Annotated in this window: 18 protein-coding genes; 14 read left to right on the top strand and 4 right to left on the bottom strand. The window is 60.6% G+C overall.

The genetic code is table 11. From position 1 onward, the window contains the following. Window positions 1–99 precede the first annotated feature (99 nt). The gene (locus INT12_RS01515) at window positions 100–1,272 is read left to right on the top strand and encodes a pyridoxal phosphate-dependent aminotransferase (RefSeq protein ID WP_046487535.1); all 1,173 of its coding nucleotides are present in this window, start codon (window positions 100–102) and stop codon (window positions 1,270–1,272) included. Continuing rightward, window positions 1,272–1,985 carry a DNA/RNA nuclease SfsA gene (sfsA, locus tag INT12_RS01510; RefSeq protein ID WP_193039614.1) on the top strand — a complete coding sequence of 238 codons (714 nt, stop codon included), beginning with the start codon at window positions 1,272–1,274 and terminating at the stop codon, window positions 1,983–1,985. Before INT12_RS01515 ends, sfsA begins: the two co-directional genes overlap by 1 nt. Here sfsA and INT12_RS01505 read toward each other — a convergent pair. Continuing rightward, on the bottom strand, window positions 1,982–2,299 hold the full coding sequence (locus INT12_RS01505) for a Rieske (2Fe-2S) protein (protein ID WP_017847442.1): 318 nt from the start codon (window positions 2,297–2,299) through the stop codon (window positions 1,982–1,984). The genes sfsA and INT12_RS01505 overlap by 4 nt on opposite strands. Before the next feature lie 156 nt (window positions 2,300–2,455). On the opposite strand from INT12_RS01505, the gene INT12_RS01500 reads away from it, so the two are divergent. From INT12_RS01500 to INT12_RS01490, 3 genes are read left to right on the top strand one after another with little or no spacing between them, the layout of a single operon-like run. Further along, a complete protein-coding gene (locus INT12_RS01500) occupies window positions 2,456–3,334 on the top strand; it encodes a heme/hemin ABC transporter substrate-binding protein (RefSeq protein ID WP_193058740.1) in 879 nt (292 codons plus the stop codon). Window positions 3,335–3,384: 50 nt separating this feature from the next. Then, entirely contained in the window at window positions 3,385–4,368 is a 984-nt protein-coding gene (locus tag INT12_RS01495; protein ID WP_164887008.1) for a FecCD family ABC transporter permease, read from the top strand. Continuing rightward, on the top strand, window positions 4,368–5,135 hold the full coding sequence (locus INT12_RS01490; protein WP_046382057.1) for a heme ABC transporter ATP-binding protein: 768 nt from the start codon (window positions 4,368–4,370) through the stop codon (window positions 5,133–5,135). Before INT12_RS01495 ends, INT12_RS01490 begins: the two co-directional genes overlap by 1 nt. Window positions 5,136–5,355: 220 nt before the next feature. On the opposite strand, the gene INT12_RS01485 is transcribed toward INT12_RS01490, so the two are convergent. The 3 genes from INT12_RS01485 to INT12_RS01475 form a co-directional block, all read right to left on the bottom strand. Further along, window positions 5,356–5,628 (bottom strand): TfoX/Sxy family protein, encoded by a 273-nt coding sequence (locus tag INT12_RS01485; protein ID WP_017847446.1) that lies wholly within the window; start codon window positions 5,626–5,628, stop codon window positions 5,356–5,358. A gap of 204 nt (window positions 5,629–5,832) precedes the next feature. Then, window positions 5,833–6,177 carry a pentapeptide repeat-containing protein gene (locus INT12_RS01480; RefSeq protein WP_104904447.1) on the bottom strand — a complete coding sequence of 115 codons (345 nt, stop codon included), beginning with the start codon at window positions 6,175–6,177 and terminating at the stop codon, window positions 5,833–5,835. A gap of 92 nt (window positions 6,178–6,269) precedes the next feature. Next, complete coding sequence (locus INT12_RS01475; protein WP_193039612.1) at window positions 6,270–7,826, bottom strand: AAA family ATPase; 1,557 nt, start codon at window positions 7,824–7,826, stop codon at window positions 6,270–6,272. 117 nt (window positions 7,827–7,943) lie between these two features. Between INT12_RS01475 and mrcB the strand changes: the two genes are divergently transcribed. The 9 genes from mrcB to msrQ all read left to right on the top strand — a co-directional run bounded on the left by mrcB (window position 7,944) and on the right by msrQ (window position 17,761). Further along, window positions 7,944–10,268, top strand: coding sequence for a penicillin-binding protein 1B (gene mrcB / locus INT12_RS01470; RefSeq protein WP_193058739.1), 2,325 nt, complete (start codon window positions 7,944–7,946; stop codon window positions 10,266–10,268). A gap of 16 nt (window positions 10,269–10,284) precedes the next feature. After that, window positions 10,285–11,019 carry a tetratricopeptide repeat protein gene (locus INT12_RS01465; RefSeq protein WP_193039611.1) on the top strand — a complete coding sequence of 245 codons (735 nt, stop codon included), beginning with the start codon at window positions 10,285–10,287 and terminating at the stop codon, window positions 11,017–11,019. Continuing rightward, window positions 11,019–11,348 (top strand): YqcC family protein, encoded by a 330-nt coding sequence (locus tag INT12_RS01460; protein WP_017847451.1) that lies wholly within the window; start codon window positions 11,019–11,021, stop codon window positions 11,346–11,348. Before INT12_RS01465 ends, INT12_RS01460 begins: the two co-directional genes overlap by 1 nt. A 431-nt stretch (window positions 11,349–11,779) precedes the next feature. Beyond that, complete coding sequence (locus tag INT12_RS01455) at window positions 11,780–13,504, top strand: acetolactate synthase 3 large subunit (RefSeq protein WP_026140092.1); 1,725 nt, start codon at window positions 11,780–11,782, stop codon at window positions 13,502–13,504. A gap of 2 nt (window positions 13,505–13,506) precedes the next feature. Then, window positions 13,507–13,998: an acetolactate synthase small subunit gene (ilvN, locus tag INT12_RS01450; RefSeq protein ID WP_003176102.1), complete on the top strand. Its 492-nt coding sequence runs from the start codon at window positions 13,507–13,509 to the stop codon at window positions 13,996–13,998. A 47-nt stretch (window positions 13,999–14,045) separates the two neighbouring features. Next, a complete protein-coding gene (gene ilvC / locus INT12_RS01445; protein ID WP_003212125.1) occupies window positions 14,046–15,062 on the top strand; it encodes a ketol-acid reductoisomerase in 1,017 nt (338 codons plus the stop codon). 144 nt (window positions 15,063–15,206) lie between these two features. Then, window positions 15,207–16,064 carry a CDP-diacylglycerol--serine O-phosphatidyltransferase gene (gene pssA / locus INT12_RS01440; RefSeq protein WP_017847454.1) on the top strand — a complete coding sequence of 286 codons (858 nt, stop codon included), beginning with the start codon at window positions 15,207–15,209 and terminating at the stop codon, window positions 16,062–16,064. 63 nt (window positions 16,065–16,127) lie between these two features. Beyond that, window positions 16,128–17,141: a protein-methionine-sulfoxide reductase catalytic subunit MsrP gene (msrP, locus tag INT12_RS01435; RefSeq protein WP_017847455.1), complete on the top strand. Its 1,014-nt coding sequence runs from the start codon at window positions 16,128–16,130 to the stop codon at window positions 17,139–17,141. Continuing rightward, a complete protein-coding gene (msrQ, locus tag INT12_RS01430) occupies window positions 17,141–17,761 on the top strand; it encodes a protein-methionine-sulfoxide reductase heme-binding subunit MsrQ (RefSeq protein WP_193039610.1) in 621 nt (206 codons plus the stop codon). Before msrP ends, msrQ begins: the two co-directional genes overlap by 1 nt. Window positions 17,762–18,240: the final 479 nt, after the last annotated feature.

Below are 18,240 nucleotides of genomic sequence, written 5' to 3'. Positions count from 1 at the left end.
GCCGGGTTCATCGTGGACGGCCTGGCAGGCAATAGAGCATGTTTTACCGCGAGGGTTCGGTAGAATCGCTGTTTTTGTCCTCACCGTTAAGGAAGGCTAATGGCTCAGCCCTACAGTGCGCGCAGTCGCGCCATCGAACCTTTTCATGTCATGGCGTTGCTGGCGCGAGCCAATGAGCTGCAAGCGGCAGGCCATGATGTCATCCATCTGGAAATCGGCGAACCGGATTTCACCACCGCCGAGCCGATCATCCAGGCCGGCCAGGCCGCGCTGGCCAATGGCAAGACCCGCTATACCGCAGCCCGCGGCCTGCCGGAACTGCGCCATGCCATCAGCGGTTTCTACCAGCAACGCTACGGCCTGAGCGTGGACCCCGAGCGCATCCTGATCACCCCGGGCGGCTCCGGCGCGTTGCTGTTGGCCAGCAGCCTGCTGGTGGACCCCGGTAAACACTGGCTGTTGGCCGACCCGGGTTACCCATGTAACCGCCACTTCCTGCGCCTGGTGGAAGGCGCGGCGCAGTTGGTGCCCGTGGGTCCGGACGTGCGTTATCAATTGACCGCCGACCTGGTGGCCAAGCACTGGAACCAGGACAGCGTGGGCGCGCTGGTCGCATCGCCGGCCAACCCCACCGGCACCATCCTGACGCGGGACGAACTGGCCGGGTTGTCGAGCGCCATCAAGGCGCGTAACGGCCATTTGGTGGTGGACGAGATCTACCACGGCCTCACTTACGGCACCGAGGCGGCCAGCGTGCTGGAAGTCGACGATGATGCGTTTGTCCTGAATAGTTTTTCAAAGTATTTCGGCATGACCGGCTGGCGCCTGGGTTGGCTGGTGGCACCGCCCGATGCGGTCGGTGAGTTGGAGAAGCTCGCGCAAAACCTCTACATCAGCGCTCCCAGCATGGCGCAGTACGCGGCGTTGGCCTGCTTCACCCCGCAAACCCTGAGCATCCTGGAAGCACGTCGTGCCGAGTTCGGGCGCCGTCGCGACTTCCTGCTGCCGGCCCTGCGCGAGTTGGGCTTCGGTATTGCCGTCGAACCGGAAGGGGCGTTCTATTTGTACGCCGATATCAGCGCGTTCGGCGGTGATGCCTTCGCGTTTTGCCGTCATTTCCTTGAGACCGAACATGTGGCGTTCACCCCCGGGCTGGATTTCGGTCGTTATCAAGCCGGCCACCATGTGCGCTTTGCCTACACGCAAAACCTTGATCGGCTGCAAGAGGCGGTAGAGCGCATTGCCCGTGGGCTGCGGAGCTGGCAGGGCTGATGCGCTTTCATCCTCCCCTCGAAGAGGCGCGGCTGATTCGCCGCTACAAGCGTTTTCTCACCGATATCGAAACCGTTACCGGCGAGTTGTTGACCATTCACTGCCCCAATACCGGCTCGATGCTCAATTGCATGGTCGAGGGCGGGCAGGTCTGGTTCAGTCGCTCCACTGACCCCAAGCGCAAGTTGCCCGGCACCTGGGAAATTGCCGAGACGCCTCAAGGCCGCCTCGCGTGCGTCAATACGGCGCGTGCCAATCAACTGGTTGAGGAGGCGTTGCATGCCGGGGTCATCACCGAACTCAACGGCTTTAGCGGATTGAAGCGTGAAGTGCCTTACGGCCAGGAGAATAGCCGCATTGATTTTCGCCTGGATTACCCCGAGGGGGCGGCCTATGTCGAAGTCAAAAGTGTGACGCTGGGGTTCGATGGCACCTCGATTGCGGCGTTTCCGGACGCCGTGACCCAGCGCGGTGCCAAGCATCTACGCGAGCTGGCGCACCTGGCCCGGGATGGTGTGCGGGCGGTGCAGCTGTATTGCGTCAACCTGTCCGGGATCGAGGCCGTGCGCCCGGCCGTGGAAATCGACGCGGCCTACGCTGCTGCCCTGCGCGAGGCCAAGGCCGCGGGCGTGGAAGTGCTGGCGTATGGTGTGCGCGTCACGGCCGAGGAAATTTACGTCGAACGCCGCTTGGATGTGCTGCTCGGCGACTAGAGTTCTACCCACAGGCCCTGTCTGTCTTCGCGGCCGGGCAGGGCAGTGAGGCTTTGACCCGCGCAGGGGCCGGCGATGCATTCGCCGCTCTCGATCAGGAACAACGCGCCGTGGGTGGCGCATTGGATCAGGCTGGCGCTGGCGTCGAGGAAGTGATCGGGTTGCCATTCCAGGGGGACGCCGCGATGGGGGCAGCGATTGCGATAGAAGTAGGCGATGCCATCCCGGCGCACGGCCAGCAGTTTGTGCCCGTCGATATCAAAACCACGGCTGCTGTTGGGGGCGAGGGTGTCGGAGGGGCAGAGAAACTTCATTCCAATCCTTAAGTGCCTTGACGTTCAAATGCAAACAATTATCAAATGCAGGCTTCGCCCGTTAGCTGACTGGGCGCTCAGTACGATGCCCGGCAAGGGGCATCTGTCACATTCATGAGTGTTTCAGCAGCCCCGCCCCTGGAAGGAAACCCTGTTATGCGCTTGAGTGCCAGCGCTATCGCGCTTGTTGTCGGACTGATGCTCAACCCTGGGGCGCACGCCTCGGAACTGCCGCAACGCTGGGTGAGTGCTGGCGGCGCGTTATCGGAGTGGGTGACGGCCCTGGGCGGTGAGTCGAAGTTGGTGGGCGTCGACACCACCAGCCAGCATCCGGCTTCGCTCAAGGCATTGCCGAGCGTCGGTTATCAGCGGCAGTTGTCGGCCGAGGGCATTTTCAGTCTGCGCCCGCAGGTCCTGGTGGGCACCGAGGAAATGGGGCCGCCGCCGGTGCTGGCGCAGATTCGCAACGCCGGGGTGCAGGTGGAAATGTTCTCGGCGCAGCCGGATTTGCCGACGTTGAAAGGCAACCTCGAACACCTGGGGAGGTTGTTGGGCAGTGAGGCCAAGGCCCATGCATTGTTTACCGCGTATGAACAGGCGCTTGACCGGCAGAAACGTTGGGTTGCCACGGCCCAGGCCACACACAAGGCCCCGGGGGTGTTGATGCTGCTCGGCAATGCCGGCGGCAAGCCGCTGATCGCTGGCAAAGACACGGCGGCTGACTGGATGCTGCGGCAGGCGGGCGGGCGCAACCTGGCGACCCACAGCGGTTATAAGCCGTTTTCCATGGAGTCGTTGGCCGGGTTGAGCCCCGAGGTGCTGGTGTTTGCCGACCGTGCGCTGAGCGGCGAGGCGGCGCGTGCGGCCTTGTTCAAGGAGAACCCGATCCTGGCGTCCACGCCGGCGGCTAAACAGGCACGGGTGTTTGAGGTGGACCCGACGCTGCTGGTCGGCGGGCTCGGGCCGCGTCTGCCGCAAAGCCTGGTGCAGTTGTCGGCCGGCTTCTATCCGTCCCAGGCCACGTCTGCCCCATGAGTACGCTGGTGAAACCCCGAACGCTGTTTATCGGCCTGACGCTGTTGTGTGTGCTGGCGATCTGGCTTTCATTGGCGCTGGGGCCGGTCAGCCTGCCGTTGCTGGATACGCTCAGGGCGGCCTTGCGCCTGATGGGCGTGCCGATCGAGGCCAGTGGCCTGGAGCAGGCGGAGCTGATTCTCGGGCAGATCCGTTTGCCGCGGACCTTGCTGGGGCTGGCGGTGGGCGGTGTATTGGCCTTGTCGGGCGTAGCGATGCAGGGGTTGTTTCGCAACCCGTTGGCCGATCCGGGGTTGGTCGGGGTATCCAGCGGCGCGGCACTCGGTGCGGCCTTCGCCATTGTCGGCGGCTCGTTTCTGGGTGGGTTGCCGGAGGTGTTCGGCCCGTATCTGTTGTCGTTGTGCGCGTTTCTCGGTGGGTTGGGGGTGACGGCGCTGGTCTACCGGCTGGGGCGGCGCAACGGCCAGACCCATGTCGCGACCATGCTGCTCGCCGGTATCGCCCTCACGGCGCTCGCCAGCTCGGCGGTGGGCTTGTTTACCTACCTGGCCGATGACGCCACCCTGCGCACACTGACTTTCTGGAACCTGGGCAGCCTCAATGGCGCCAGCTATTCGCGCCTGTGGCCGTTGCTGCTGGTGAGCGCTGGCGTGGCGCTGTGGCTGCCGCGGCGGGCGAAGGCATTGAATGCACTGTTGCTCGGCGAATCCGAGGCCGCTCATCTCGGGGTCGATGTCGAGCGGCTCAAGCGCGAATTGGTGTTCTGCACCGCATTGGGCGTGGGCGCGGCGGTGGCGGCAGCGGGGATGATCGGCTTCGTCGGCCTGGTGGTGCCGCACCTGGTGCGATTGTTGGCCGGGCCGGATCATCGCGTGCTGTTACCCGCCTCGGTGCTGGCGGGGGCGAGCTTGTTGCTGTTGGCAGATCTGGTCGCGCGCCTGGCCTTGGCGCCGGCGGAGTTGCCGATCGGTATCGTCACCGCGTTGATTGGTGCGCCATTTTTTCTTTACCTGTTGTTGCGAGGGCGCGCCTGATGCTGCGAGTGGAAGGGCTGAGGATTCGTCGCGGTCGCAAAACCGTACTGGCGGATGTCACGTTGGACCTGTTGCCCGGCCAGGTGCTTGGCGTACTGGGCCCGAATGGCGCGGGCAAGAGCACGTTGCTGGGCGCGTTGTGCGGGGAACTGCACCCGGATCAAGGCCAGGTGTGGCTGGATCAGCACGAACTGAAAGACTGGAGCGGGTCGCAACGCGCGCAACGCCTGGCCGTGTTGCCGCAGGCTTCAACCCTGGATTTCGCCTTTCGTGTCGAAGAGGTGGTCGGCATGGGCCGCTTGCCCCATCAGACCGGGCGCGTGCGGGATGACGAGATTATCGATGCCGCGTTGCAGGCCGCGGATGTCGGGCACTTGAGCGGTCGCAGTTACCTGGCCTTGTCGGGCGGCGAGCGGCAGCGCGTTCACCTGGCGCGGGTGCTGGCGCAGTTATGGCCCGGGCAGGCGGGGCAGACATTGCTGCTGGATGAGCCGACCTCGATGCTTGACCCTTTGCATCAACACACGACCTTGCAGGCGATACGCCGCTTTGCTGACCGTGGCGCAGCAGTGCTGGTGATTCTGCATGACCTGAACCTGGCGGCGCGTTACTGCGACCGGATTCTGTTGCTCGACGCAGGCCGCCCCCATGCGCTGGATACCCCGGCACAGGTTCTGCGGCCTGAGCCGCTCAAAGCGGTCTTCGGGCTGGATGTGCTGGTGCAGCCGCATCCGGAGCGCGGGCATCCGCTGATCATTGCGCGCTGAGGCTTTTTACCGGCAAAAAAAGACCCGGCAAGAGCCGGGTCAAATAACCGTGATTAGCCTGATGAGGAGATAATCTGAGAGTCCGAACCAATGGTCTTTCAGTTATCGGCTGATCTCGCGACCAGTTGTGATAATCATAACGATTCTCATTTGAGAGTCAAGATTTGTTTTCACAGGCCCTTGTCTGGAATCTTTGTCAGCGGCGGGTGGGGTCGTCGATCTAATTCTTCTGGCGCGCCGAGATAGCATCCAATTGGCGGTTCAGCGCCTCCTTGCGTTCGGCAGGAATGTCGTTCCAATGCACATCCATCAATGCCCCTTCGATTGCATACAGCAAGACTTTCGAGGCACGGAAGCCACGCGTGCGAACGGCTCGATAAGCATCGACCGCGCCCAGGCGCCGCAGGTCTGACGCACTGTGGATGCCCGCCGCATGCAGCCATTGCGCCGAGGTCTTGCCAAGGTTTCTCAGGTGTTGCAGCTCATCGTTCATCGAGCCTCCTTGCGACGGCCGAATGGTGCGGTGGGTGTCGTGACCAGGCAAGCCTGAAAAGGAGTGTAGCGCTCAGTAGGAAAAGCGTAGTTCTTTGGTCAGGAATGGCGCAAAAGCTTATAAGGATGGCGTCGACGTTTTATTGCGGGCAGGCGCGAAGTCCCCGGTCCGTATTGCACGAGACCGGGGGCTTGGGAGGGCGTGTTACTTGGTGCGGTAGCGCAGGCGCGTGCCGAAATTGACCGACATGAGGATCTCGTCGGCCGTCAGTTCCGGCGGGAAGTAGGTGCCCGATATCTGCGCATGGGCCAGGCTCGCGCCTTCCAGTGAGCAGTCGCGCAAGTCCAGCCCGCGCAAATCGGCGGAACGGAAGTACGCATCGGTGAAGTCCACGCCGCTGGCGTTCAGATCGCGCAGATCCAGCCCGCGGAAGTCGCCACCGCGCATGTCGATGGCGCCGTCTTTGGGGCGTTCCTGGTTGAAACCGCGGATATCGTCTTTATGCAGAAGCGAATAGAGCGGGGTATCAAGAAGCTTGGGCTGACTCATGATAGCGACACCTGTTGGATTTATGGCGCCATTATAGTGCCACTATTGCTTGGCCGCTCGCCTAAGGTGACGACGCGACCAAGAAGTTTTTCTTACAGACCAGGCATGCGCTGGCGAATTTGCTCGACCAGTGCATCGAGGGTTCCGCTTTGATTGGTCTCGACGCGCTTGCTCAGCAGCAGCTCTTCGGCTGTCAGTGGTTCGCGTTGGGCCTGCTGCTCTTCAATGATCGTCAATGTAGCGTCAGACGGATCGTTCTTGTCTGCCTGACGTTGTGCCAGCCAACTGGTGATAACGGCCTGCGGCGCATTGCAGTCCAGGATCAGGAACGGCGCGCCCGTCGCTTCGGCGACTTTGGCGGCGGCATCGCGTTGTGCGCGTTTCAGGAAGGTCGCATCCAGTACCACCGGGAACCCGGCGCGCAGCACGGTCTCGGCGATCTCGTTCAGGCGGGCGTAGGTTTTCGCGCTGGCGTCGGCAGCATAGATGCCGGCCTGGGGCGTGTTTTCCACCTGTTGTTCACCAAACAGGCGCTTGCGCTCCACGTCCGAACGCAGGCGAACGGCGCCCAAGGCTTCCACCAGGCGCATGGCCACGTGGCTTTTGCCTACCGCGGAAACGCCGTGGGTAATCGCCAGGAAGCGCGACGGAATAACGCTGTAGCTCTCCGCCAGGTTGGCGTAGTTGCGGTACTGGCGCAGGGTGGTGGCGCGCTGCACCGGGCTCGCTTCGCTGGGCATGCTGAACAGCGCGACTTTGGCCCTGACCAGTGCGCGGTAGGCTTTATAGAAGTTCAGCACTTCCAGGCCCTGGTAGTCGCCGGTCAGTTCGAGGTACTGGCTGATGAAACGGCGTGCCAGGGATTTGAGACCGCGGTCTTCCAGGTCCATGGCCAGGAAGCCGGTGTCGGCGTATACGTCGGTGAAGCGAAACGGTTCGTTGAACTCGATGCAGTCGAAGATCACCACGTGGCCATCGATCAAGGTGGCATTGCCCAGGTGGATATCGCCGTGGCACTCGCGGGTGAAACCATCGCGCTTGCGCTGTGCCAGTAGCGGCTTGAGGCGTTCGAAGCTGCTTTCGGCCCAGGCTTGCAGGGCTTCGAGTTGCAGCAGGTCGGCTTTGTCGCTGAGGAACGGGCGGATCTGATCGAAGTTCTGGCGTACCGGTGCCATCACTTCGTCCGGGGTGCCGGCCGGGTGCTCTTGCGGCACTTTCGGTGCGGTGAGGTGGAAGTGCGCGATCTGTTTGGCCATCTCGTCGATGTGCGCGCTGGTCAGCTCACCGTTGGCTTGCAAGGTGCTGAGCAACTGGCTTTGCGGGAATTGGCGCATTTTCAGCGCGTATTCGATAACTGGGCCGTCACCGCCCAATTGCGGCGCTTCGGCCGTGCCGGTGATCGGCAACACTTCAAGATACAAATCTTTGGTCAGGCGCTGGTTCAGGCGCAGCTCTTCGTTGCAGAAATGCCCGCGATCTTCCAGTTTGGTGAAGTCCAGGAAGCCGAAGTTCACCGGTTTCTTCAGTTTATAAGCGTAAGGGCCGGTCAGTATGACCCAGGAAATATGGGTCTCGATGACTTGGAACGCTTCAACCGGATGGGGGTATAAAGCCGGGTTCTGCAGGGCGGCAATCAGGGGCTGGCTCACGGGCGATCCTTCAAAGTCAGGGGAAATCATGGCGGGCATTATGGCTGCTGACGCCTGCTGTGCAAACCGCTGTCCGGCTCATGTTGATCATCGATAAAGTGCGTATAATCCGCCGCCATGACTCGAACCCGATCTCCCCGTTCCCGTAAAAAACCTCCTTCCCGCGGCCTGCGCCCGTGGCTGGGCTGGGCGCTCAAGCTCAGCCTGGTGGGTCTTGTGGTGCTCGCCGGCTTTGCGGTGTACCTCGATGCCGTGGTCCAGGAAAAATTCTCCGGCAAGCGCTGGACCATTCCGGCCAAGGTGTACGCCCGTCCGCTGGAGCTGTTCACCGGTCAGAAGCTGAGCAAGGATGACTTCCTCACCGAACTCGACGCCTTGGGCTACCGCCGCGAACCTGTGAGCAACGGCCCCGGCGCTGCGGCCGTCAGCGGCAATACCGTGGACTTGAACACCCGCGGCTTCCAGTTCTATGAAGGCCTGGAAAAACCCCAGCCGGTACGCGTGCGCTTCTCCGGCGACTACGTGGCCGAGCTGTCGTCGCTGAATGGCTCGAAGCTGCCCGTGGTGCGCCTGGAACCGTTGATGATCGGCGGGATTTACCCGAAGAACCTGGAAGATCGCATCCTGATCAAGCTCGATCAGGTGCCGCCGTACCTGCTTGAAACCCTGGTTGCCGTGGAAGACCGCGATTTCTACAGCCACTGGGGCGTGTCGCCGAAGTCCATTGCCCGTGCGATCTGGGTCAACACCTCCGGCGGCAAAATGACCCAGGGCGGCAGTACGCTGACCCAGCAATTGGTGAAGAACTTCTACCTCACCAACGAGCGCAGCCTGACCCGTAAACTCACCGAAGCCATGATGGCGATGCTGCTGGAGCTGCATTACAGCAAGCAGGAAATCCTTGAGGCCTACCTCAACGAGGTGTTCGTCGGCCAGGACGGCCAGCGCGCGGTCCACGGTTTCGGGCTGGCCAGCCAGTTCTTCTTCGGCCAGCCGCTGTCCGAGCTGAAGTTGCATCAGGTCGCGTTGCTGGTGGGCATGGTCAAGGGGCCGTCCTACTACAACCCGCGGCGCAATCCTGAACGCGCGCTTGAGCGGCGTAACCTGGTGCTCGACGTGCTGGAGCAGCAGGGCGTGGCCACGGCGGAACAGGTTGCTGCGGCGAAGAAAATGCCACTGGGCGTGACCACCCGCGGCAAGCTGGCGGACAGCTCCTTCCCGGGCTTTATCGACCTGGTCAAACGCCAGTTGCGTGAAGACTACCGCGACGAAGACTTGACCGAGGAAGGCCTGCGCATCTTCACCAGTTTCGACCCGATCCTGCAGATGAAAGCCGAAGCGTCGGTCAACGACACCTTCAAGCGTCTGGCGGGGCGTAAAGGCTCCGCCGAAGTCGAAGCAGCCATGGTGGTGACCAACCCGGAAACCGGTGAAGTCCAGGCCATGATCGGCAGCCGCCAGGCCAGTTTCGCCGGTTTCAACCGTGCGCTGGACGCGGTGCGGCCGATCGGCTCGCTGGTCAAGCCGGCGGTGTACCTGACGGCGTTGGAAAAACCGAGCAAATACACCCTGACCAGTTGGCTGTCAGACGACCCGCTGTCGGTCAAAGGTGCTGACGGCCAGGTCTGGACCCCGCAGAACTTCGATCGTCGTTCTCACGGTACGGTGTTCCTGTACCAGGGGCTGGCGCATTCCTACAACATCTCGACCTCGCGCCTGGGGCTCGAAGTGGGCGTGCCGAACGTCCTCAAGACCCTCGCGCGCCTGGGCATCACCCGCGAATTCCCGGCCTTCCCATCGATGCTTCTGGGCGCCGGTGCCATGACGCCGATGGAAGTGGCGACCATGTACCAGACCCTCGCCAACGGTGGTTTCAACACGCCGATGCGCGGCATTCGCAGCGTGCTGACGGCCGAAGGCGAGCCGCTCAAGCGCTATCCGTTCCAGATTCAGCAGCGTTTCGACGCGGGTTCCATCTACCTGATCCAGAACGCCATGCAGCGTGTGATGCGCGAAGGTACCGGTAGCTCGGTGTACAAGGTCCTGCCTTCCAACCTGACACTGGCGGGCAAGACCGGTACCAGTAACGATTCGCGTGACAGTTGGTTCGCCGGCTTCGGTCAGGATGTGCTGGCTGTGGTCTGGCTGGGGCGTGATGACAACGGCAAGACGCCGTTCACCGGCGCGACCGGTGCGTTGCAGGTCTGGACCAGTTTCATGCGCAAGGCCGATCCGTTGCCGCTGAGCATGCCGCAGCCGGACAACATCGTGCAGGCCTGGATTGATCCGCACACCGGCCAGGGCTCCGATGCCAACTGTCCGGGCGCGGTGCAGATGCCGTATATTCGCGGCAGCGAACCACCTCCCGGTGCCGCGTGCGGTGGCAGTGCCCCTGCAAGCGCGGAATCGGTGATGGATTGGGTCAAGGGCTGGATGAATTAAGCAAAGAGGGTTTCAAGTGAACAAGTGGTGGATTCCAGCTATTACAGCTCTGGCTTTGCTCGGCGGTTGCTCCAGCGTTCAGCGCGGCTCCATTCCCGTGGTGGACTCGAGCACAACCGTCTCCAATAACGATCGGATCTCGGCCAATGGCGGTTTCCGTCAGACCGTGACCAAGCGTCCTGCCCAGGCCGCGACCCGCGCCGTGCCGCAGGATTCGGGTGTGGTGGTGATGGTGCCGGGCGCCGGTGCCGCGACATCGGCGCCGATCAGCGCCGAGCCGTGGACGCCAGGGCCCAGCACGTCGGGGCCGATTGACGCCACGCCGGTCCAGGCAGCGCCGATCAACCAGAACACCTACACCATGCCGTCGACGCCAAGCGGCATTCCGTCGTCCTCCAGCGCGGGCGGCCTGTCGGCTGACGAGCAACTGGACGGCCCGGTACTGGCCTTGCTCACCACTGCCCAGCAACAGCAGGCCGGTGGCGACTTGAACGGTGCTTCGTCGAGCCTCGAGCGCGCCCAGCGCGTTGCGCCGCGTGAACCGCAGGTGCTGTATCGCCTGGCCCAGGTGCGGATGGCCCAGGGCGATGCGCCGCAAGCCGAACAGTTTGCCCGTCGTGGCCTGACCCTGGCCAGCGGCCGTCCTGACCTGCAGGCCAGCCTGTGGGCCTTGATCGGTGATGCGCGTGCCGCACAAGGCGACGCTGTCGGTGCCGCCCAGGCTCGGCAGAAAGCCAAGGTCAGCCTCTGATGGATGTGCGTTTTCCAGCGATTGCCGAACAGTTGTTGCTGATTGAGCGCGAATTGCGCCTGCAGGGCTGGTGGGACGAGGTGTCCCCCAGCGCCGAGGCGCTCAGCAGCGTCGAGCCCTTTTCGGTCGACACCCTGGACTTCCACCAGTGGCTGCAGTGGATCTTCCTGGTGCGAATGAAGCAGATCCTCGAACAGAACCTGCCGTTGCCAAATGCTTCCGGGATCATGGAGATGGCCGAGATGGTCTACACCGACCGGCCGCTGGAAAGCCAGGGTTTGCGCAATGCGCTGAAAAAGTTCGACCAATTGATCGTCGACGCTCGTTAATTGCCTGGCTGCCGGTTTTTCCGGCAGTCTTGCGCACATTTCTACCGCTTGACGACATTCAGGCGAGTTTTATCCCTCCTCAAAGCCCTTTCTTCTACGTTCTCATGCGCTTAGTTGGAAAAAAGCGCAATTATTGCTTGACTTGAAGGGCCTGAAACAGAAGAATCCAAAGTCCGCTGTATCGGGACTGCCAGAAGCAGGCCCGCTCAGCAGATCATGAGGCGCACATCCGCGCCGACCTGTTACACCCGCAACGCGTTACCTCGCGCTGGGTGGGAAGAGCCCGCAACACTTGGGACGATCCCAATACTTGCTCAGTCAGTGCTGACGTAGTCGGCGACCACCGTCGCTCATGCTCTGTTGAGAAGTAAACCTATTAAGACCCGTCGGTTTTTAACGGACGGTATTCTGGCGTTTTAGAGGTGAACAACGTGGAGCTTTTATCTGGCGGTGAGATGCTCGTCCGCTTTTTGCGTGACGAAGGCGTTGACTATATCTACGGGTACCCTGGTGGTGCTCTGCTGCACGTCTATGACGCACTGTTCAAGGAACCGGCTGTTACCCACATCCTGGTTCGCCACGAACAGGCTGCAACCCATATGGCTGACGGTTATGCCCGTGCCACCGGTAAAGCCGGCGTGGTACTGGTAACGTCCGGTCCAGGCGCAACCAATGCCATTACCGGCATCGCGACTGCTTATATGGACTCCATCCCGATGGTGATCATTTCCGGCCAGGTCGCTAGCACCATGGTCGGTACCGATGCATTCCAGGAAACCGACATGATCGGTATCTCCCGGCCGATCGTGAAACACAGTTTCATGATCAAGCATGCCTCGGAAATCCCGGAAATCATGAAAAAGGCGTTCTACCTCGCACAGTCCGGTCGCCCGGGCCCTGTAGTGGTCGATATCCCGAAAGACATGACCAACCCGGCCGAGAAATTCGAATACGTCTTCCCGAAGAAAGCCAAGCTGCGTTCCTACAGCCCGGCCGTTCGTGGGCACTCGGGGCAGATCCGCAAGGCGGCAGAAATGCTCCTGGCGGCCAAGCGCCCGGTGCTGTACTCGGGCGGCGGCGTGATTCTGGGCGGCGGTTCCGCACCGTTGACCGAACTGGCCAAGCTGCTCAACCTGCCGGTGACCAACACCCTGATGGGCCTCGGCGCATTCCCGGGTACGGACCGTCAGTTCGTCGGCATGCTCGGCATGCACGGCAGCTACACCGCCAACCTGACCATGCACCACGCCGATGTGATCCTGGCCGTGGGCGCGCGGTTCGATGACCGGGTGATCAACGGCGCGAGCAAGTTCTGCCCGAATGCCAAGATCATTCATATCGACATCGACCCGGCGTCCATCTCCAAGACCATCAAGGCCGACGTGCCGATTGTAGGTCCGGTGGAAAGCGTGTTGACCGAAATGGTCGCAGCGCTGAAGGAAATCGGCGAGACGCCGAACAAAGAAGCTGTCGCCAGCTGGTGGAAGCAGATCGACGAATGGCGCGGTGACCGCGGTCTGTTCCCTTATGACAAGGGCGACGGCAGCATCATCAAGCCACAAACCGTGATCGAGACCCTGTGCGAAGTGACCAAGGGCGATGCCTTTGTGACCTCCGACGTGGGCCAGCACCAGATGTTCGCCGCGCAGTACTACAAGTTCGACAAGCCTAACCGCTGGATCAACTCCGGTGGCCTGGGCACGATGGGCTTTGGTTTCCCTGCGGCCATGGGTGTCAAACTGAGCTTCCCGGACAGCGACGTTGCATGCGTCACCGGCGAAGGCAGCATCCAGATGAACATCCAGGAGCTGTCGACATGCCTGCAGTACGGCCTTCCGGTGAAGATCGTGTGCCTGAACAACGGCGTGTTGGGCATGGTTCGTCAATGGCAGGACATGAGCTACGGTAGTCGTCACTCCCATTCCTACATGGAATCGCTGCCCGACTTCGTCAAATTGGTCGAGGCTTACGGCCACGTCGGTATTCGCATCAACGATCTGAAAGATCTGAAGCCGAAGATGGAAGAAGCGTTCGCTATGAAGGATCGCCTGGTGTTCATCGATATTCAGGTGGATACCAGCGAGCACGTCTATCCGATGCAGATCAAAGACGGCTCTATGCGTGACATGTGGCTGAACAAGACGGAGCGTACCTAATCATGCGGCACATAATCTCCCTGCTTCTGGAGAACGAACCCGGCGCTCTGTCTCGTGTTGTCGGCTTGTTTTCGCAACGCAACTACAACATCGAAAGCCTGACCGTGGCACCGACCGAAGACCCGACCCTGTCGCGCCTGACGTTGACCACCGTGGGCCACGATGAGGTGATCGAGCAGATCACCAAAAACCTCAACAAGCTGATCGAAGTGGTCAAGCTGGTCGACCTGTCGGAAAGTGCCCACATCGAGCGCGAGCTGATGCTGGTTAAAGTCAAGGCCACGGGCGCCCAACGTGCCGAGATCAAGCGTACTACCGACATTTATCGCGGGCAGATCGTCGATGTGAGCGCCAGCGTTTATACCGTGCAATTGACCGGTACAAGCGACAAGCTGGACAGCTTCATCCAGTCGATCGGGACGGCCTCGATTCTGGAAACTGTACGCAGTGGTGTCACCGGGATTGCCCGTGGCGACAAAGTACTCAGCATCTAACCCAAATTAGTGAATGGCCTTAAGGCCTGGATATATAGAGGAACCTCATGAAAGTTTATTACGATAAAGATTGTGACCTGTCGATCATCCAGGGCAAGAAAGTCGCCATCATCGGCTACGGTTCCCAGGGCCACGCGCAAGCTTGCAACCTGAAAGATTCCGGCGTTGACGTGACTGTTGGCCTGCGCAAAGGCTCGGCCACTGTTGCCAAGGCTGAAGCCCACGGCCTGAAAGTGACTGACGTTGCTTCCGCCGTTGCCGCTGCCGACCTGGTCATGATCCTGACCCCGGATGAGTTCCAGTCCGCGCTGTACAAGAACGAAATCGAGCCGAACATCAAGAAGGGCGCCACCCTGGCCTTCTCCCACGGCTTCGCGATCCACTACAACCAAGTCGTGCCACGCGCTGACCTCGACGTGATCATGATCGCGCCGAAAGCCCCGGGCCACACCGTGCGTTCCGAGTTCGTCAAAGGCGGCGGTATCCCTGACCTGATCGCGATCTACCAGGACGCGTCGGGCAACGCCAAGAACGTTGCACTGTCCTACGCTGCCGGCGTTGGTGGCGGTCGTACCGGCATCATCGAAACCACTTTCAAGGACGAGACTGAAACCGACCTGTTCGGCGAACAAGCCGTTCTGTGCGGCGGTACCGTTGAACTGGTCAAAGCCGGTTTCGAAACCCTGGTTGAAGCCGGCTACGCGCCGGAAATGGCCTACTTCGAATGCCTGCACGAACTGAAGCTGATCGTGGACCTCATGTACGAAGGCGGTATCGCCAACATGAACTACTCGATCTCCAACAACGCCGAATACGGCGAGTACGTGACTGGCCCGGAAGTGATCAACGCCGAGTCCCGTCAGGCCATGCGCAACGCTCTGAAACGCATTCAGGACGGCGAATACGCCAAAATGTTCATCAGCGAAGGCGCTACCGGCTACCCTTCGATGACCGCCAAGCGTCGTAACAACGCCGCTCACGGTATCGAAATCATCGGCGAGCAACTGCGCTCCATGATGCCGTGGATCGGTGCCAACAAGATCGTCGACAAAGCCAAAAACTAAGTCGGATGCATCTAGAAAAAACGCGGCTTAGGCCGCGTTTTTTCGTTTGGGTGGCTGGTTCTGGTATAAAGCTGCATCGTTTGCGGGCGAACACTCGCCGCAAGTATCTGTCGAATTTTTTCACACCGTTGCAAGGTAAAGTCCATGAGCGAACGTCCCGAAGAGCCAAACCAGGCTTCTGACGCCGATAGCCTGCTACCGATCGATGAACATGTTGAAGAAGGGCATGACGCGGAAGGCCGCAAGGTCCGGCATCGTGGCATCTATCTCCTGCCCAATCTGTTCACTACGGCGAACCTGTTTGCCGGGTTCTACTCCATCATCAACTCCATGAGCGCCCAGAGTGCGCTGGCGGCGGGTGATGCGGTGAGTGCCAGCAAGTACTTCGGTTTTGCGGCGATCGCCATCTTCGTCGCCATGGTGCTCGACGGTCTCGATGGGCGCGTGGCGCGCATGACCAATACCCAAAGCGCCTTCGGTGCCGAGTATGACTCGCTGTCGGACATGGTTGCCTTTGGTGTCGCGCCTGCGTTGCTGGCGTTTGCCTGGGCCCTGGGTGACATGGGCAAGGTCGGCTGGATGGTGGCCTTCATCTATGTCGCGGGCGCCGCGCTGCGCCTGGCGCGCTTCAACACCCAGGTGGGGACCGCCGACAAGCGTTACTTCATCGGCCTGGCCAGCCCGGCTGCTGCGGGCGTGGTGGCGGGGATCGTCTGGGCGTTCAGTGACTACGGCATCCAGGGGTCGAAGATGTCGTTCCTGGTGGCCTTGATGGTTGCGGCCGCCGGCATGCTGATGGTCAGTAACATCAAGTACAACAGCTTCAAGGAACTCGACCTCAAGGGGCGCGTGCCTTTCGTGGCCATCCTTGCGGTGGTGCTGGTGTTCGCCGTGGTCTTCAGTGATCCGCCGCGTATTCTGCTGCTGGTGTTCCTGGTGTATGCCGCTTCCGGGCCGGTTCAGTATCTGCTGCAACTGCGTCGGGACAAAACATTGCCTTAATGTAATTTCCCCCATACTCCGCAGTCTATTGGTGCATCAGTTCTCCAATGCTGCGGAGTTGCCATGTTAATCAAATTGCCCAAAGCGTCCGATTGTCATGAATCGGACGTCACCCCTGAATCCTTCTACCTGTCTCGCCGTAGCTTGCTCGGTGGTGCGCTGGCCGGTGTTGCCGCCAGCAGCTTGCCGCGCTGGGCCAGCGCTGACGATGCCGCGCGCTATGCGGATGTCGAACCAGGCAAGGCGCCAGGCTGGTTTGCCGAAAAACTGCCGGGTACGAAATGGCAGGCGGTAACCGTCAAGGACGAAGCCATCACCCCGTTCAAGGACGCGACCCACTACAACAACTTCTATGAGTTCGGCACGGACAAGGGCGATCCAGCGGCGAATGCAGGTTCGCTCAAGACCGAGCCCTGGAGTGTGGTGATCGATGGCGAGGTCGCAAAGCCGGGGCGTTACGCCCTGGAAGACTTCATGAAGCCGTATCAATTGGAAGAGCGAATCTACCGTCTGCGCTGTGTGGAGGCGTGGTCGATGGTCATTCCGTGGATGGGTTTTCCCATTTCGGCGTTGCTCAAGCAGGTTGAGCCGACTTCCAAAGCCAAGTACATCCGCTTCGAAACCCTCCAGGACCCCAAAAGCATGCCGGGCCAGCGCTCGAGTTTCGGCTTGATCGATTGGCCCTATGTAGAAGGGCTGCGTCTGGATGAGGCGATGAATCCCCTGGCGATTCTGGCGGTGGGGATGTATGGGCGCGAGTTGCCTAACCAGAATGGCGCGCCGTTGCGTTTGGTGGTGCCATGGAAGTATGGCTTCAAGAGCGTGAAGTCCATCGTGCGTATCAGCTTGGTGAGCGAGCAGCCGAAAACCACTTGGCAAAGTATTGCGGCGAATGAGTACGGGTTTTATGCGAACGTGAACCCGACGGTCGACCACCCTCGTTGGACCCAGGCGCGTGAACGGCGCTTGCCGAGTGGCCTGTTCAGCCCGAATGTGCGCGAGACGCAGATGTTCAACGGTTACTCGGATGAGGTGGCGGCGCTCTATACCGGCCTCGACCTGCGGAAGAACTACTGATGCGTTTCCCGATCTGGCGCATCGGCGTGTTTATCGCCACCGCGGTATGGCCGTTGCTCTGGCTGTACGAAGCGTGGCGTTCTGCCTTGGGGCCGGACCCAGGCAAGGTGCTGGTTGACCGGCTGGGCTTGGGCACGTTGATCCTGCTGTTGATTACCCTGGCGATGACACCGTTGCAGAAGTTGAGCGGTTGGGCAGGGTGGATCGCGGTGCGGCGTCAGTTGGGGTTGTGGTGCTTTGCTTATGTGGTGCTGCACCTGGCGGCATATTGTGTGTTTGTCCTGGGGCTGGATTGGTCGCAGCTGGGGGTGGAATTGAGTAAGCGCCCCTACATTATTGTGGGGGGCCTGGGTTTCCTGTCTTTGTTGGTGCTGGCGCTGACGTCGAATCGCTACAGTCAGCGTCGGTTGGGCAGCCGTTGGAAGAAGTTGCATCGCCTGGTGTATGGCGTGCTTGGGCTTGGCTTGTTGCATATGTTGTGGATCGTGCGGGCGGATCTGAAGGAGTGGGCTATCTATGCTTCTATAGGTGCGCTGCTTCTTGTCCTGCGGATACCGCCGGTGATGCGGCGAATTCCGCGCCTTATTGCGAAAAAAGCACCTTCTGCAACAAAAGCGTAATTAACCCTTGACGGCAAATCCTGGACGTCTATAATTCGCCCCACTTCCGGCGCAGTCGAAACGGAAAACTCCTTGGTAAACAAAGAGTTATGCAAGATTCGACAGCGGCCTGCTTCAGTTCATCGAGGCCTGGAAGGAGTTGGTAGAGCAGGGTTGTTTGGCTCTATTAACGTTTCGATCTTCTCGGTCGAAAGCGGAGAAAAAGAGGTGTTGACAGCAGCGTGTAACGCTGTAGAATTCGCCTCCCGCTAACGAGAGATCGGAAGCGCAAGTGGTTGAAGTTACAAAGGAAACTTTGAAAACTTCTGAAAATAATCACTTGACAGCAAATGAGGCTGCTGTAGAATGCGCGCCTCGGTTGAGACGAAAGATCTTAACCAACCGCTCTTTAACAACTGAATCAAGCAATTCGTGTGGGTGCTTGTGGAGTCAGACTGATAGTCAGCAAGATTATCAGCATCACAAGTTACTCCGCGAGA

It is taken from the genome of Pseudomonas sp. K8 (genome assembly GCF_014889455.1).
GTDB classification, from domain to species: domain Bacteria; phylum Pseudomonadota; class Gammaproteobacteria; order Pseudomonadales; family Pseudomonadaceae; genus Aquipseudomonas; species Aquipseudomonas veronii.
The sequence above is the reverse complement of the archived record's forward strand: the minus strand, read 5'-3'. Positions and strand labels throughout refer to the sequence as shown.